This is a genomic window from Isoptericola chiayiensis (assembly GCF_013149805.1).
Classification (GTDB): domain Bacteria; phylum Actinomycetota; class Actinomycetes; order Actinomycetales; family Cellulomonadaceae; genus Isoptericola; species Isoptericola chiayiensis.
The window spans coordinates 53,515-66,409 of record NZ_JABEZT010000009.1 but is presented as its reverse complement, the minus strand read 5'-3'; the positions used below and the strand labels follow the sequence as shown (position 1 = coordinate 66,409).

The following is a 12,895-nucleotide window of genomic DNA, read 5'->3' as shown; positions in this document are numbered from 1 at the left end:
CCTGCGTGCTGTTGAGGTGGGCGGGGCCCGGGGCGTGAGGCGCCCCGGGCCCCGTGTCGACGGACGACGGCGTCACTCGTTGACGGTGAAGCCCTGCTCGTCGCCGTACGCGACCAAGCTCTCCTGCCAGGCGGCGAGGCCCTCGTCGAGCGTGGTGCCGGAGACGTAGGCCTGGCCGACGGTGTCGTTGAAGATCGAGTTGGCGTAGACCTGGAAGGGCACGTACTGCCATCCCTCGACGACGTTCGCGGCCGACTCGGCGAGCACCTCGTTGACCTGCTGGCCACCGAAGTACTCGAACTCCTTGGCCTGGAACTCCTCGGACTCGAGCTCCGCCGTCGTCGCCGGGAAGGCCCCGCCGTCGACGCGGGTCTGCACGCCGTCGCCGGCGTTGGCGTACTCGACGAACGCGTAGGCGAGCTCGGCGTTCTCGCTCGCGGCCGGCACCGCGAGGGACGAACCGCCGTTCTCGGCGGTGTCGTGCGCACCGGACTCCCACTGCGGCATCTCGGCGACGCGCCACTGGCCGGCGGCCTGCGGCACTCCGGACTCGAGGTTGGCGGGCATCCAGGCACCGATGGTCAGCGTGGCGATGCTGCCGTCACCGAGGCCCTGGTACCACTCGTCGCTCCAGGAGCTGACCGGGGCGAGCAGCTCCTCGTCGATGAGCTGCTGCCACACCTCGGTGAAGCGCGTGGTGCCCTCGTCGGTGAAGTCGATGGTCATTTCGGTGCCGTCCACCTGGTAGGGCCGGCCGCCGGCCTGCCAGATCATCGACGTGGTGAACCCGGCGTCGCCGGTGTCGTTGGCGATGTAGGCGTTCGGGTCCGCCTCGTGGATGGCGCGGGCGGCCTCGAGGTACTCGTCCCACGTGGTCGGCACGTCGACGCCGACCTCGTCGAACACGTCCTGGTTGTAGAAGAGGGCCATCGGACCGGAGTCCATGGGCAGGCCGTAGATGCCGTCGCCGCTCTGCACCGACGTCCACGGGCCGGTGGTGAAGGTGCCGTCCAGCTCGCCGGCGCCGAGCGGGCCGAGGTCGGTCAGGTTCTCGGCGATGGCGAACTGCGGGACGGCGTAGTACTCGATCTGCGCGACGTCCGGCACACCGTCACCGGCGGCGATCGCGTTCTGCAGCGCCGTGTACTGGTCGTTCCCGGTCCCGACGTTCTCCAGGTTGACGGTGACGTTCGGGTTCTCGGCCTCGAAGTCGGCGACGACGTCCTCCAGCGTGGGCTCCCAGGCCCACACGGTGATCTCGCCACCTTCCTCCAGGACCGAGGCGGTGTCGACGGCCTCGGCGTCGCCCGAGCCACCACCGGCGTCGGTGGAGCCCGAGCAGGCGGACAGGGCGAGGGAGGCGACGCCGAGCAGGGCGGCTCCCCGCAGTGCGCGGCGGTGTCGTGCAGTCATGGGTGGGTCCTCACTTCGTTGTTCGGTGCGGTCGGTCGTGCAGGGTCGGTGGGTCATTCCTTGACGCTCCCGGCGGCCAGCCCCGACTGCCAGTAGCGCTGCAGCAGGAGGAAGGCCACGACGAGCGGAAGGATCGTCAGGAGCGACCCGGTGATGACGAGGTTGAAGATGGCCTCGCCGCCGGCGGTGGCGGCCTGGGCGTTCCAGGCGTTCAGGCCGAGGGTCAGGGGGTACCAGGCGCTGTCGCGCAGCATGATCAGCGGCAGGAAGTAGTTGTTCCAGGTCGCGACCATCGTGAAGAGCAGCACCGTGACGATGCCGGGGGCGAGCAGCGGCAGGCTGATGCGGAAGAACGTGCGGAACTCGCCGGAGCCGTCCATGCGGGCGGCCTCGAGGAGCTCGGTGGGGATCGCCTCCGCCGAGAACGTCCACATCAGGTAGAGCCCGAACGGCGCGATGAGTGACGGGATGATGACCGACCACGGGGTGTTGGTCAGCCCCATCTGGCTGAACATCAGGAAGGTCGGTACCGCGAGTGCGGTGCCGGGCACGGCGACGGCACCGATGACGATCGCGAACACCCAGCGCTTGCCGGGGAAGTCGAACTTCGCCAGCCCGTATCCACCGAGGATCGCCAGGAACGTCGCACCGCCCGCACCGAGGACGACGTAGAGCAGGGTGTTGCCGAACCAGCGCAGGAAGATGCCGTCGTCGTAGGTCAGCGTGTCGACGACGTTCTGCCAGAGCGCGAAGTCGTCCGCGAACCACAGGCCGAACGAGGAGAAGAGGCCGGCCTGGGTCTTGGTCGCGTTGACGACCAGCCAGACGAGCGGCACCAGCGAGTAGACGAGGACGATCCCGGTCAGCACCGTGGTCAGCGTGCTGCGGCGGTGCCGGGGGCGGTCCGGGCGGTAGGTCGACCGGAGGCGGGGTGCGGGGCGGCCCGGCGTGGTGGCGGTGGTGGCGGGCATCGTCACGGCTCCTTGCGCATGCCGCGCAGCTGCACCACGTAGGCGATCACCATGGTGATCAGGCCCATGATGATGGCGACCGTCGCGGAGTAGTTGTACTGCTGGCCGGAGAACGACAGCGAGTAGGCGTACAGGTTCGGGGTGTACGACGTCGTGATCGCGTTGGGTGCGAGCGACTGCAGGATGCTCGGCTCGTTGAAGAGCTGGAAGCTGCCGATGATCGAGAAGATCGTGGCGATGACCAGTGCGCCACGGATCGCGGGGATCTTGATGGCCCGGACGACCTGCCACTGCGTGGCGCCGTCGATCTCCGCGGCCTCGTACAGCGACTGCGGCACGACGCGCAGCGCCGAGTAGAAGATCAGCATGTTGTAGCCGACGAACTCCCAGGTCACGATGTTGCCGATGGCCGCGAGGATGAGGTCCGGCGACAGCGGGTTCGGGATGGAGGTGCCGAGCAGGTCGTTGAGGTTGCCGACGAGCCCGAACCGCGTCCCGTACATGAAGCCCCACATCAGGGAGGCCACCACGGCGGGCACGGCGTAGGGCATGAAGATCGAGATCCGGAAGAAGCTCTTGCCGTAGAGCCGGCCGCCGTCGAGAGCGAGGGCGACCAGCAGGGCGATGCCGAGCATGATGGGCACCTGGACGACCAGGAAGAGCGAGACGCGGCCGAGCCCCTCCCAGAAGAGCGGGTCCTGGAGCGCCTGCTGGTAGTTCTCGAACCCCACGAACGACGTGCCGCCCACGAGCTGGGTGCGGAACAGCGAGAGGTAGATCGAGTAGGCGATCGGGGCCAGGAACACGAGGGCGAACACGGCCATGAACGGCCCGATGAACTGCCATCCGACCCATCGGCGCCGGGACCGGCGCCAACCGGGTGCGGCGACGGGCGCCGCGGTGGGGGACGTCGTCGTCATGGTCCTCGTCTTCCTCGAGAGCAGTGGTACCGGCGATGTTTACGTCAACATCTCGGACCGTCCCGACCGATGTTTACGTAAACATGGACTAGGCTGATCGTGCACCCGCTCCCCTGCGGCCGTCAACCCGGGGGCTGCGGCACCGTCGCCGAGGAGCCGAGGAGAACGACCCGTGACCGAGCGGAGCACCGCCGAACCCGCCGCGGCGTCCCCGAACGACGGGGCCGGCGCCTCGGCGCGCGTCCGGAGGGTGTCGATGGCCGACGTCGCCCGGCTGGCCGGCGTGTCGTCGCAGACCGTGTCACGCGTGTCCAACGGACACCCCGGGGTCGTCGACACGACGCGCCGCCAGGTCCTCGACGCGATGGTCCAGCTCGGGTACCGACCCAACAGTGCCGCCCGTGCCCTGCGCAGCGGCCGCTTCCGCACGATCGGCGTCATCCTCTTCTCTCTGTCGACCACCGGCAACATGCGCACCCTCGAGGCGATCGCGACGTCGGCCGCGGCCGAGGGGTACGCCATCACCGTGATTCCCGTCGAGGCCCCGACGCAGGGCGGCGTCCGCGGCGCTTTCACGCGCCTGGGCGAGCTCGCGGTCGACGCCGTGATCCTGCTCATGGAGGTCCGCCTGCTCGACGCGGCCGACCTCACGCTGCCCGACGGGGTGCCCGTCGTCGTCGCCGACTCCGACGCCGGGCAGCGCTACCCGGTGATCGACACCGACCAGGCGGACGGCAGCCGCACGGCCGTCCAGCACCTGCTGGACCTGGGGCACCGCACGGTCGTGCACCTCGCCGGCCCCGCCGACTCCTTCGCCAGCCAGCGTCGCGAGGACGCCTGGCGGCGCACCCTCACGGCGGCCGGACGGGACGTTCCCGACCCCTACCGGGGCGACTGGAGCGCACTGTCGGGCTACGACGTCGGACGCGAGATCGCCCGCAGCGGCTGCACGGCCGTGTTCGCCGCCAACGACCAGATGGCGCTGGGCCTGATGCGCGCCCTCGCCGAGGTCGGCCGGTCGGTACCCGACGACGTCAGCGTCGTCGGGTTCGACGACGTCCCCGACGCCGTCGCCTACCGGCCGCCGCTGACCACGATCCACCAGGACTTCGCCGAGGTCGGTCGCAGATGCGTCGAGCTGGTGCTGCGCCGGCTGGAGACCGGCACGAACGGGCACGGCACGACGCTCGTCCCTGTCCGGCTCGTGGAACGCGCAAGCACCGCCGCACCGGCGTCCGCATCCGACCCGCACACCCACACCCACCCGCGCCCCGAGGTAGAGCAACACCCCGCGAGGTAGGCCAGGACCCGCCGAGGTAGGCGACACTCTCGCGGGGTAGGCAAGAGTGCACCACTGCCCGCGAGAAGGGCGCCCACCTCGCGGGAGAGTTGCCTCCTTCGGCGAGGTGCGCGGACGGTCGATGCTCAGAGGTCGAGCAGCATCCGCGTGTTCCCCAGGGTGTTCGGCTTCACCCGGGCCAGGTCCAGGAACTCCGCGACGCCGTCGTCGTGCGAGCGCAGCAGCTCGCCGTAGACCTCGTGCGTCACGGGCGTCCCGTCGATCTCCCGGAACCCGTGGCCCGCGAAGAAGTCGACCTCGAAGGTCAGGCAGAACAGTCGCCGCAGCCCCATGGCGCGGGCGCGCTGGATCAGCTCCTCGACCAGCGCGTGCCCGACACCCCGGCCGGTCCACCGGGGGTCCACCGCGAGGGTGCGGATCTCGGCGAGGTCGGCCCACATGACGTGCAGCGCACCGCAGCCGACCACCCCCGTCTCCACGCCGCCGTCGGCCACCACGAACTCCTGGACGGACTCGTAGTAGGCGACCCACTCCTTGGCCAGCAGGATGCGGTCGGCCGCGTAGGGCTGGACGAGGTCGTGCACGGCACGCACGTCGGCCGGCAGTGCGGCCCGGACGTGGAAGGACGCGGAGGTGTCACCTGGCACGTCGGCCACACTACGTGCCGGCTCGCGGCGGCGCGTCACGTGCCGCGGACGAGCCGCGAGGCCGTGAGCTCGTCGATGACCAGGTCGGTCACCGCGCCGGCGGCCAGCGCGGCGCGCAGCGGGGCGACCTTGTTGTCCCCGGCCACCACGCACAACCGGCGCGGGTAGCGCGCGAGCTGTTCCGGCGTCGGACCGGTGGCCCGCGCGTTGACGCCGATGTCCCGGTGCGTGCCGTCCCGGCGCAGGAACACCGTGCACACGTCCCCCACGACGCCGTCCTCGTCCAGGGCGGCGATGTCGCCGGGGTCAAGGTATCCGGCCGAGTACACGTGCGACGGCAGCCCGGTCAGCGCCCCGACCGAGAAGAGGGCGACGTCGGTGCGCGCCTGGACGTCGAGCACCCGGCGCACGGAACGCTCCCGCCACATGGCGTCGCGGGTGGCCGCGTAGTCGAAGAACGCCGGGACCGGGAAGTAGTGGGGGTGCGCCTCGAAGGCGCTGGCGAACCGGTCGAGGATCTCCCCCGCGTACGCGACGCCGGAGGTCCGGGTGTTGGCGGCCCCGTTGAGCTGCACGACGGCGGCACCCCGGGTCGGCTTGGCCGTCAGGTAGCCGGACACGGCGGCCACGGTGGTGCCCCACGCGATCCCGAGCACCATGTCGGAGTCGAACCAGCGCGACACGAGGCGGGCGGAGGTCCGGGCGACCTGGTCGAGCCGTTCGTCGTCGTCGGCGCCGTCCGGCACCGGGACCACGTAGGCCTCGATGCCGTGGGCGAGGGCGAGCTGGCGGCCGAGGCCCGGTGCACGGGTGTGCGCGGGCCGCAGGGTGATCTCCACCACTCCGGTCTCGCGGGCCCGCTTCAGCAGGCGCGAGACCGTGGAGCGGGAAGTCCGCAGGTGACGCGCGATGGTCTCCATCGTCATGTCCTGCAGGTAGTACATCGTCGCGGCCATCACCAGGTCGCGTTCGCGAGCGTCCGTCACGCCCTCCATCCTGCCGCGCGCGGCACTTTCGTGCACGTTCGTGCACAGCATTTGCGAGGATGTTCGGCTCGTGTTGCGCTGAAGCCTCGCCCGACCGAGAGGAGCACGACCGATGGCCTCCCGACTTACTGCCGAGTCACGCACGCGCGCCCTGGCAGCGCTCGAGAGCTCGCAGGACCCCGCCACCGAGCTCGACGTCCTCGTCATCGGCGGCGGCGTCACCGGCGGTGGCATCGCCCTCGACGCCGTCACCCGCGGGCTCTCCACCGCGATCGTCGAGGCCCAGGACTGGTCCGCGGGCACCTCGAGCTGGTCCAGCAAGCTGGTCCACGGCGGGCTGCGCTACCTGCAGATGCTCGACTTCTCCCTGGTCCACGAGGCGCTGACCGAACGCGACCTCCTGCTCAAGGAGCTCGCCCCGCACCTGGTCAAGCCGGTCCCGTTCCTCTACCCGCTCGAGCACCGCGTGTGGGAGCGGGCCTACGTCGGCGCCGGCATCGCCCTCTACGACACCCTCGCCTCCGTCGCGCCCGGCAAGCGGGCCATGCCGCTCCACCGGCACCTGTCGCGGCGCCAGATCGCCCGCAAGTTCCCCGACCTGGCGCACGAAGCCGCCATCGGCGCCGTGCAGTACTGGGACGCGTCGGTCGACGACTCCCGGCTCGTGGCCACCCTGGTGCGCACCGCCGTCGACTACGGCGCCCACGCCGCGCCCCGCACCCAGGTCGTCGAGCTCACCAAGAGCGCCACCGGTGCCGTCAACGGCGCCGTCGTCGTCGACCTCGAGACCGGACGGGAGATCACCGTCCGCGCCCGGCACGTCATCAACGCCACCGGCGTGTGGACCGAGGACACCGAGGCGCTCGCCGGCGACGAGGGCGGCCTGAAGGTCCTCGCCTCCAAGGGCATCCACATCGTCGTGCCCCGCGAGCGCATCAAGGGCAAGGTCGGCCTGATCCTGCAGACCGAGAAGTCCGTGCTGTTCATCATCCCGTGGTCGCGCTACTGGATCATCGGCACCACGGACACCCCCTGGGAGCAGGACCTGGTCCACCCCGTGGCCACCGCCGCGGACATCGACTACGTGCTCGACCACGCCAACGCCGTGCTCGCCCACCCGCTGTCGCGCGACGACGTCATCGGCACCTACGCGGGCCTGCGCCCCCTGCTGCAGCCGGGCACCAAGGAGGGCACCAGCTCGGCCAAGGTGTCCCGCGAGCACACGGTCGCCTCCCCCGCACCCGGCCTGACCGTCATCGCCGGCGGCAAGCTGACGACCTACCGCGTCATGGCCAAGGACGCCGTCGACTTCGCCATCGGGCAGCGGGCGCACGCCCTGCCGTCGGTGACCGACCAGATCCCGCTCGTCGGCGCCGTGGGCCTCTCCGCGGTGCGCCGCCAGGCCCGCTCCTGGGCGCAGCGCTACGGCTGGAGCCCGGCCATGGTCGACCACCTGCTGCACCGCTACGGCTCCGCGCTGCGCGAGCTGGTGACGCTGTGCGAGGAGGACCCGTCGCTCGCGACACCCCTGGAGCACGCACCGGCCTACCTGCGCGCGGAGATCCACTACGCCGTCAGCCACGAGGGCGCCCTGCACCTCGAGGACGTCCTGGTCCGCCGGACCCGCCTCGTCTACGAGGTTCCCGACAAGGGGCGTGCCGCGCTCGACGAGATCGCCGACATCGTCGGCCCGCTGCTCGGGTGGAGCTCCGGGACGAGGCAGAACGAGGTCGACAGCTATCGCGCGCGGGCCGACGCCGAGGACGCCGCCGCGGAGGCGCCCGACGACGCCGCGGCCGGCGAGGCCCGCGGACGCGTGGGGGACGTCGCCACGATGCAGCCGCTGCGCACCTGATCCCACGGCGGCGGGCACGCCGCCGGAACCGCGCACGGGACCGACGTGCGCCAGACAACGAAGTCCGACAAGAAGGTGAGTACGACGATGTCAAGCTGGGAGATCTTCGTCACCGAGTTCCTCGGGACCATGATCCTGCTGCTCGGTGGTGCCGGCGTGGTCGCCAACGCCATCCTGCCCAAGAACAAGGGCTTCAACGGCGGCTGGCTGATGATCAACTTCGGATGGGGCCTCGCGGTGTTCGCCGGCGTGTACGTCGCCTTCAGCACGGGCGCCCACATCAATCCCGCCGTGACGTTCGGCATCTGGGCCAGCGGTGCCTCGGAGTTCGGCCCCGGGATCCCGGTGACGTTCCTGAACGGCGTCATCTACATCTCCGCGCAGCTGGTCGGTGCCGCCGTCGGTGCCACGCTGGCGTTCCTCGCCTACAAGAAGCACTTCGACGAGGAGGCGCCCGCCGCGGTCAAGCTCGGCGTGTTCTCCACCGGGCCGGAGATCCGCTCCTACGGCTGGAACTTCGTCACGGAGGTCATCGGGACGTTCTTCCTGGTCTTCCTGGTGCTCTCCTTCGGCAACTACCCGGGTGACCTGGGCCCGCTCGCCGTCGCCCTCATCGTGGTCGGCATCGGCGCCAGCCTCGGTGGCCCCACGGGGTACGCCATCAACCCGGCCCGTGACCTCGGCCCCCGCGTCGCCCACGCCCTGCTGCCGATCAAGGGCAAGGGATCCAGCGACTGGTCGTACTCGTGGGTCCCCGTCCTCGGGCCCATCGTCGGCGGCGTGCTCGCCGGTCTGCTGGCCCCTGCCGTCGCCTTCGGGTGACACCACCGTCTCGAACCGCAACGACGCAACGAACGACACGAAGGATGGACCCTCATGGCTGACTACGTCCTCGCCATCGACCAGGGCACGACGAGCTCGCGTGCCATCGTCTTCGACCACGCGGGACGCAACGTCTCGACCGGTCAGCTCGAGCACGACCAGATCTTCCCGCGAGCGGGCTGGGTGGAGCACAACGCCGAGCAGATCTGGAACAACGTCCGCGAGGTCGTCGGGCTGGCCCTGACCCGCGGCAACATCTCGCACGAGGACCTCGCCGCCGTCGGCATCACGAACCAGCGCGAGACCGCCGTCGTCTGGGACAAGAACACCGGCAAGCCCGTGTACAACGCGATCGTCTGGCAGGACACCCGTACCCAGGCGATCGCCGACGAGCTGGCCGGCGACGAGGGGCCCGACAAGTACAAGGCGATCTGCGGCCTGCCGCTCGCGACCTACTTCTCGGGGCCCAAGATCAAGTGGATCCTCGACAACGTCGAGGGAGCCCGCGAGGCCGCCGAGAAGGGCGACCTGCTGTTCGGCAACACCGACACCTGGGTGCTGTGGAACATGACGGGCGGCACCGAGGGCGGGGTGCACGTCACCGACGTCACCAACGCCTCGCGCACCATGCTGATGGACCTGGACACCCTGTCCTGGAGCGAGGAGGTCGCCTCGGACATGGGCATCCCCCTGTCGATGCTCCCGGAGATCCGCTCCTCGTCCGAGGTGTACGGGCGCGGGCGGCCGCGCGGCATGGTGCCGGGGGTGCCGATCGCCGGCATCCTCGGCGACCAGCAGGCCGCCACGTTCGGCCAGGCGTGCTTCGAGGTCGGCACCGCGAAGAACACCTACGGCACCGGCAACTTCATGCTGCTCAACACCGGCACGGAGAAGGTGCCCAGCGAGAACGGGCTGCTGACGACCGTCTGCTACAAGATCGGCGACGCCGACGCGGTCTACGCGCTCGAGGGCTCCATCGCGGTGACCGGCTCGCTGGTGCAGTGGCTGCGCGACAACCTGGGCCTGTTCGACGACGCCCCGGACGTCGAGTACTACGCGAGCAAGGTCGACGACAACGGCGGGGCGTACTTCGTGCCCGCGTTCTCGGGCCTGTTCGCGCCGTACTGGCGTCCCGACGCCCGCGGTGCGCTGGTGGGCCTGACCCGGTTCGTGAACCGCAACCACATCGCCCGCGCCGCGCTGGAGGCCACGGCGTTCCAGACCCGTGAGGTCATGGACGCCATGAACGCGGACTCGGGCGTGGACCTCACCGAGCTGAAGGTCGACGGCGGCATGGTCGCCAACGACCTTCTCATGCAGTTCCAGGCGGACCAGCTCGGGGTCGACGTGGTGCGCCCGGAGATCGCCGAGACCACCGCGCTGGGGGCCGCGTACGCCGCGGGCATCGCCGTCGGGTTCTGGCAGGGCGAGCAGGACGTGCGCGACAACTGGGTCGAGGGCCACCGCTGGTCCCCGTCGATGCCGGAGGACGAGCGCGAGCGCCTCTACCGCGAGTGGAAGAAGGCGGTCACGAAGACCTTCGACTGGGTGGACGCCGACACGAAGTAGGCGAGCGCGGGCCGAGAGGCCGGGTCGCGCACGAGGGCCGCCGTCCTGCGGGACGGCGGCCCTCGACGTGTCGCACGGGGGCGGGCCTCAGCGCGACAGGACGGCGAAGGATCCCCGCGAGGCCGTGTCCTCGGCCAGCTCGTAGCGCACGTCGGCGCCGTGGTCGGACACGAGCGTCCAGACGCGCTGGTGGACGGCACCGCCGGAACGGTAGCTCAGGGCGACGCGGTCGTAGGGACGGCCACCGTCGCGGCGGCCGAGCACGTGGCTGGGCGCGCCGGGGCCGGCGGTGCCCAGGGTGGCGACGAACTCGTCGTGCGCCAGCGGCAGCCGTCCGGGGACGGGGCCGCGCAGGTCGGCGAGGGCCACGGTCGCGGTACGCAGCGAGTCCTGCACGACGGCGGGGTGAGCGGTGGTGGGCGCCGCGGGAGCGGTGGTGGTCGTAGTCATGGTGATTCCTCTCGGGAAGGACTGTTCAGGGGAGCCGGGTCGGGCCGGTCGGGTTCTCGGACGTCTGGTCCTCGCAGGTGCGGCAGATGCCGCGGAAGGTCACGTCGGTGACGAAGACCCGCATGCCGTGGCTGTCCGACGGCGTCAGGCACGGCGCGTGCCCGACGACGCAGTCGACGTCCTCGACCCGGCCGCACACGACGCACTGGACGTGGTGGTGGTTGTCGCCGGTGCGGGTCTCGTACTGCGCGCCGGCGGAGTCGGGAAGGTCCGTCCGGCGCAGCAGGCCGTGCCGGTGCAGGTCGGCGAGGACGTTGTGCACCGCCTGCGGCGAGGTCGAGGGAAGCTCCTCGCGGAGCGCCTCGAAGACGTCGGCGGCGGTGACGTGCGGGTGCGCGTCGACGTAGGCGAGCGCGGCGACCCGTCCGGCCGTCGCGCGCAGGCCTCGTTCCCGGAGGGACCGGGCACGGTCCGTGGCGTTGCGCGTCGAGCCTGCGTGGTTCATGGCACCGACCCTACCCGTTGTTTTGATCTCATCAAAACAATGAGTGAGTCGCGGTGGTCACACCCGGGCTTAGGCTGGGGACGTGAGCGGCACCGTCACGAGCGAGACCTCGTACACGATCCCCGGCGTCCACGTCACCGACCGCACCCTCACGGTCCCCCTCGACTGGACCGCACCCGCCGACGACCGCACGCTGAGCGTGTTCGCGCGCGAGCTGGTGGCGCCGACCCGACGGTCCGAGGAGCTGCCCCTGCTGGTCTTCCTGCAGGGCGGACCGGGCGGCAAGGGGCCTCGGCCCACCGGCGCCGAGGGCTGGGTCGGCGAGGCGCTGAAGCGGTTCCGGGTGGTGCTGCTCGACCAACGCGGCACGGGTCGTTCGACGGCGGTCCGGGCCGGGGCGCTGCAGCGGCTCGGGTCCGGCGACGTGCAGGCGGAGTACCTGTCCCACTTCCGTGCCGACTCGATCGTGCGCGACGCGGAGCACGTGCGGAACACCGTGTACGGCGGACGACGCTGGTCCACGCTCGGGCAGTCCTACGGCGGGTTCCTGACCCTCACCTACCTGTCGTCCGCACCCGAGGGGCTCGCGGCGTCGTACGTCACCGGCGGTCTCGCGGGGCTCGACGCGAGCGCCGACGAGGTCTACGAGCGCACGCAGGCCGGCGTCGTCGCGAAGAACGCGCAGTACCGCGAGCGCTACCCGGCCGACGTCGAGCGGATCGGGCGGATCGCTGACCAGATCGCCGCGGGCGACGTGCGCCTGCCCGGCGGCGACCTGCTGAGCGTCGAACGGTTCCAGACCCTCGGCATGGCGTTCGGGATGGGACCCGGGTTCGAGCGGGTGCACTGGATCGTCGACGAGGCGTTCGACGACGGCGCCCCGGACGACCTGACCGACACGTTCCTCGCCGAGATCGAGGCCGCCACGGGGTTCGCGACCAACCCGCTGTACGCCGTGCTGCACGAGTCGATCTACGCCCAGGGCCCGGCGGCGACGGCGTGGGCGGCCCAGCGCGTCCGCGACACCGACCCGGCGTTCGCCACCAGCGCCCGCCCGCTGCTGTTCACCGGCGAGATGATCTTCCCCTGGATGTTCGACCAGATCAGCGCCCTTCGCCCCTTCCGGGACGCGGCGCACGCCCTGGCGACCCGGGACGACTGGCCGGAGCTGTACGACACCGAGCTGCTCGCCGCCAACGAGATACCGCTGGAGGCCGCGGTCTACTTCGACGACATGTTCGTCGATGCCGACCTCTCCCTGGACACCGCGAACCGCGTCGGCGACGCCCGGGCCTGGGTGACGAACCAGTTCGAGCACGACGGGCTGCGTGCCGGCGACGTGTTCACCACGCTGGTGGACCGGCTCGACGCCCGCGGCGGCCCGCTCCCCGCCGCGAGGTAGGCAACTTCGCCGCGGGGTAGGCAACTGCTTCGCGAGGTAGGCGACCTTGCGGCGA

At 71.0% G+C, this 12,895-nt stretch carries 12 protein-coding genes; 5 read left to right on the top strand and 7 right to left on the bottom strand.

Annotated elements, in window-relative coordinates:
* Positions 1–72 precede the first annotated feature (72 nt).
* From HDG68_RS14580 to HDG68_RS14570, 3 genes are read right to left on the bottom strand one after another with little or no spacing between them, the layout of a single operon-like run.
* Positions 73–1,413 carry an ABC transporter substrate-binding protein gene (locus HDG68_RS14580; RefSeq protein WP_172153350.1) on the bottom strand — a complete coding sequence of 447 codons (1,341 nt, stop codon included), beginning with the start codon at positions 1,411–1,413 and terminating at the stop codon, positions 73–75.
* Between the two features lie 53 nt (positions 1,414–1,466).
* A complete protein-coding gene (locus tag HDG68_RS14575; RefSeq protein ID WP_172153348.1) occupies positions 1,467–2,384 on the bottom strand; it encodes a carbohydrate ABC transporter permease in 918 nt (305 codons plus the stop codon).
* A gap of 2 nt (positions 2,385–2,386) precedes the next feature.
* A complete protein-coding gene (locus HDG68_RS14570) occupies positions 2,387–3,304 on the bottom strand; it encodes a carbohydrate ABC transporter permease (RefSeq protein ID WP_172153346.1) in 918 nt (305 codons plus the stop codon).
* 172 nt (positions 3,305–3,476) lie between these two features.
* On the opposite strand from HDG68_RS14570, the gene HDG68_RS14565 reads away from it, so the two are divergent.
* Entirely contained in the window at positions 3,477–4,604 is a 1,128-nt protein-coding gene (locus HDG68_RS14565; protein ID WP_343037600.1) for a LacI family DNA-binding transcriptional regulator, read from the top strand.
* Between the two features lie 125 nt (positions 4,605–4,729).
* On the opposite strand, the gene HDG68_RS14560 is transcribed toward HDG68_RS14565, so the two are convergent.
* Both HDG68_RS14560 and HDG68_RS14555 read right to left on the bottom strand, forming a co-directional pair.
* Positions 4,730–5,251, bottom strand: a complete 522-nt coding sequence (locus HDG68_RS14560; RefSeq protein ID WP_172153344.1) for an amino-acid N-acetyltransferase — start codon at positions 5,249–5,251, stop codon at positions 4,730–4,732.
* 35 nt (positions 5,252–5,286) lie between these two features.
* Complete coding sequence (locus HDG68_RS14555; RefSeq protein ID WP_216648494.1) at positions 5,287–6,246, bottom strand: sugar-binding transcriptional regulator; 960 nt, start codon at positions 6,244–6,246, stop codon at positions 5,287–5,289.
* A gap of 103 nt (positions 6,247–6,349) precedes the next feature.
* Between HDG68_RS14555 and HDG68_RS14550 the strand changes: the two genes are divergently transcribed.
* The 3 genes from HDG68_RS14550 to glpK all read left to right on the top strand — a co-directional run bounded on the left by HDG68_RS14550 (position 6,350) and on the right by glpK (position 10,483).
* Positions 6,350–8,092 carry a glycerol-3-phosphate dehydrogenase/oxidase gene (locus tag HDG68_RS14550; RefSeq protein ID WP_172153340.1) on the top strand — a complete coding sequence of 581 codons (1,743 nt, stop codon included), beginning with the start codon at positions 6,350–6,352 and terminating at the stop codon, positions 8,090–8,092.
* Between the two features lie 87 nt (positions 8,093–8,179).
* Complete coding sequence (locus HDG68_RS14545; RefSeq protein WP_172153465.1) at positions 8,180–8,914, top strand: MIP/aquaporin family protein; 735 nt, start codon at positions 8,180–8,182, stop codon at positions 8,912–8,914.
* Between the two features lie 54 nt (positions 8,915–8,968).
* The gene (gene glpK, locus HDG68_RS14540; RefSeq protein WP_172153338.1) at positions 8,969–10,483 is read left to right on the top strand and encodes a glycerol kinase GlpK; all 1,515 of its coding nucleotides are present in this window, start codon (positions 8,969–8,971) and stop codon (positions 10,481–10,483) included.
* Positions 10,484–10,570: 87 nt separating this feature from the next.
* Here glpK and HDG68_RS14535 read toward each other — a convergent pair whose 3' ends face one another.
* Together HDG68_RS14535 and HDG68_RS14530 are read right to left on the bottom strand one after the other, a co-directional pair.
* Positions 10,571–10,933, bottom strand: coding sequence for a hypothetical protein (locus tag HDG68_RS14535; protein ID WP_172153336.1), 363 nt, complete (start codon positions 10,931–10,933; stop codon positions 10,571–10,573).
* 25 nt (positions 10,934–10,958) lie between these two features.
* Positions 10,959–11,438, bottom strand: coding sequence for a Fur family transcriptional regulator (locus tag HDG68_RS14530; RefSeq protein ID WP_172153334.1), 480 nt, complete (start codon positions 11,436–11,438; stop codon positions 10,959–10,961).
* Between the two features lie 82 nt (positions 11,439–11,520).
* Between HDG68_RS14530 and HDG68_RS14525 the strand changes: the two genes are divergently transcribed.
* Positions 11,521–12,840, top strand: a complete 1,320-nt coding sequence (locus HDG68_RS14525; protein WP_172153332.1) for an alpha/beta fold hydrolase — start codon at positions 11,521–11,523, stop codon at positions 12,838–12,840.
* The last annotated feature ends 55 nt before the right edge of the window (positions 12,841–12,895 follow it).

Bases quoted from the DNA above. Each gene is read 5' to 3' on its own strand.
- HDG68_RS14580 (WP_172153350.1), bottom strand. From the start codon at position 1,413: ATGACTGCACGACACCGCCGCGCACTGCGGGGAGCCGCCCTGCTCGGC.
- HDG68_RS14575 (WP_172153348.1), bottom strand. From the start codon at position 2,384: ATGCCCGCCACCACCGCCACCACGCCGGGCCGCCCCGCACCCCGCCTC.
- HDG68_RS14570 (WP_172153346.1), bottom strand. From the start codon at position 3,304: ATGACGACGACGTCCCCCACCGCGGCGCCCGTCGCCGCACCCGGTTGG.
- HDG68_RS14555 (WP_216648494.1), bottom strand. From the start codon at position 6,246: ATGGAGGGCGTGACGGACGCTCGCGAACGCGACCTGGTGATGGCCGCG.
- HDG68_RS14550 (WP_172153340.1), top strand. From the start codon at position 6,350: ATGGCCTCCCGACTTACTGCCGAGTCACGCACGCGCGCCCTGGCAGCG.
- HDG68_RS14545 (WP_172153465.1), top strand. From the start codon at position 8,180: ATGTCAAGCTGGGAGATCTTCGTCACCGAGTTCCTCGGGACCATGATC.
- glpK (WP_172153338.1), top strand. From the start codon at position 8,969: ATGGCTGACTACGTCCTCGCCATCGACCAGGGCACGACGAGCTCGCGT.
- HDG68_RS14535 (WP_172153336.1), bottom strand. From the start codon at position 10,933: ATGACTACGACCACCACCGCTCCCGCGGCGCCCACCACCGCTCACCCC.
- HDG68_RS14530 (WP_172153334.1), bottom strand. From the start codon at position 11,438: ATGAACCACGCAGGCTCGACGCGCAACGCCACGGACCGTGCCCGGTCC.